The following is a 404-nucleotide window of genomic DNA, read 5'->3' as shown; positions in this document are numbered from 1 at the left end:
GCGAGAGCAGCGTCTGCTCCTTCTCGATGACATCGCCCGCCTTGATATTGACTTCGATGACGTCGATGTCCTTGAAGTCGCCGATATCCGGCACTTTCACTTCGACGAGACTCATGGTGTCCCCTACCCCTAAAGGATGACCGGCCGCGCCTGCCGCAGCGCGCACGTCGTGGACGTGCGGCGCGTTAGCGCGTGCCGGTCAAATCGGTTTTACAGAATCACGCGGCGGAAATCGCCGAGGATCGAAGCGAGGTACGCGTTGAAGCGCGCGGCCGCTGCACCGTCGATCACGCGGTGATCGTACGAGAGCGACAGCGGCAGCGTGAGGCGCGGCACGAACTGCTTGCCGTCCCACACCGGCTTCATCGCGCTCTTCGACAGGCCGAGGATCGCCACTTCCGGTG

At 63.1% G+C, this 404-nt stretch carries 2 protein-coding genes; both read right to left on the bottom strand.

Annotated elements, in window-relative coordinates; translation table 11 throughout:
* Positions 1 to 115 (bottom strand): biotin/lipoyl-containing protein (locus tag ACOJB8_RS41250; RefSeq protein WP_475018019.1); only part of this gene is annotated, 115 nt, incomplete at its 3' end.
* Positions 116 to 210: 95 nt separating this feature from the next.
* Positions 211 to 404: 2-oxo acid dehydrogenase subunit E2 (locus tag ACOJB8_RS41245; RefSeq protein WP_475018017.1), on the bottom strand; the 194-nt coding region annotated here is incomplete at its 5' end.

The sequence above is a fragment of the Paraburkholderia sp. BR10141 genome (genome assembly GCF_056155635.1).
Note: the sequence above shows the minus strand (reverse complement) of the source record. Positions and strands in the feature narration are given on the sequence as shown.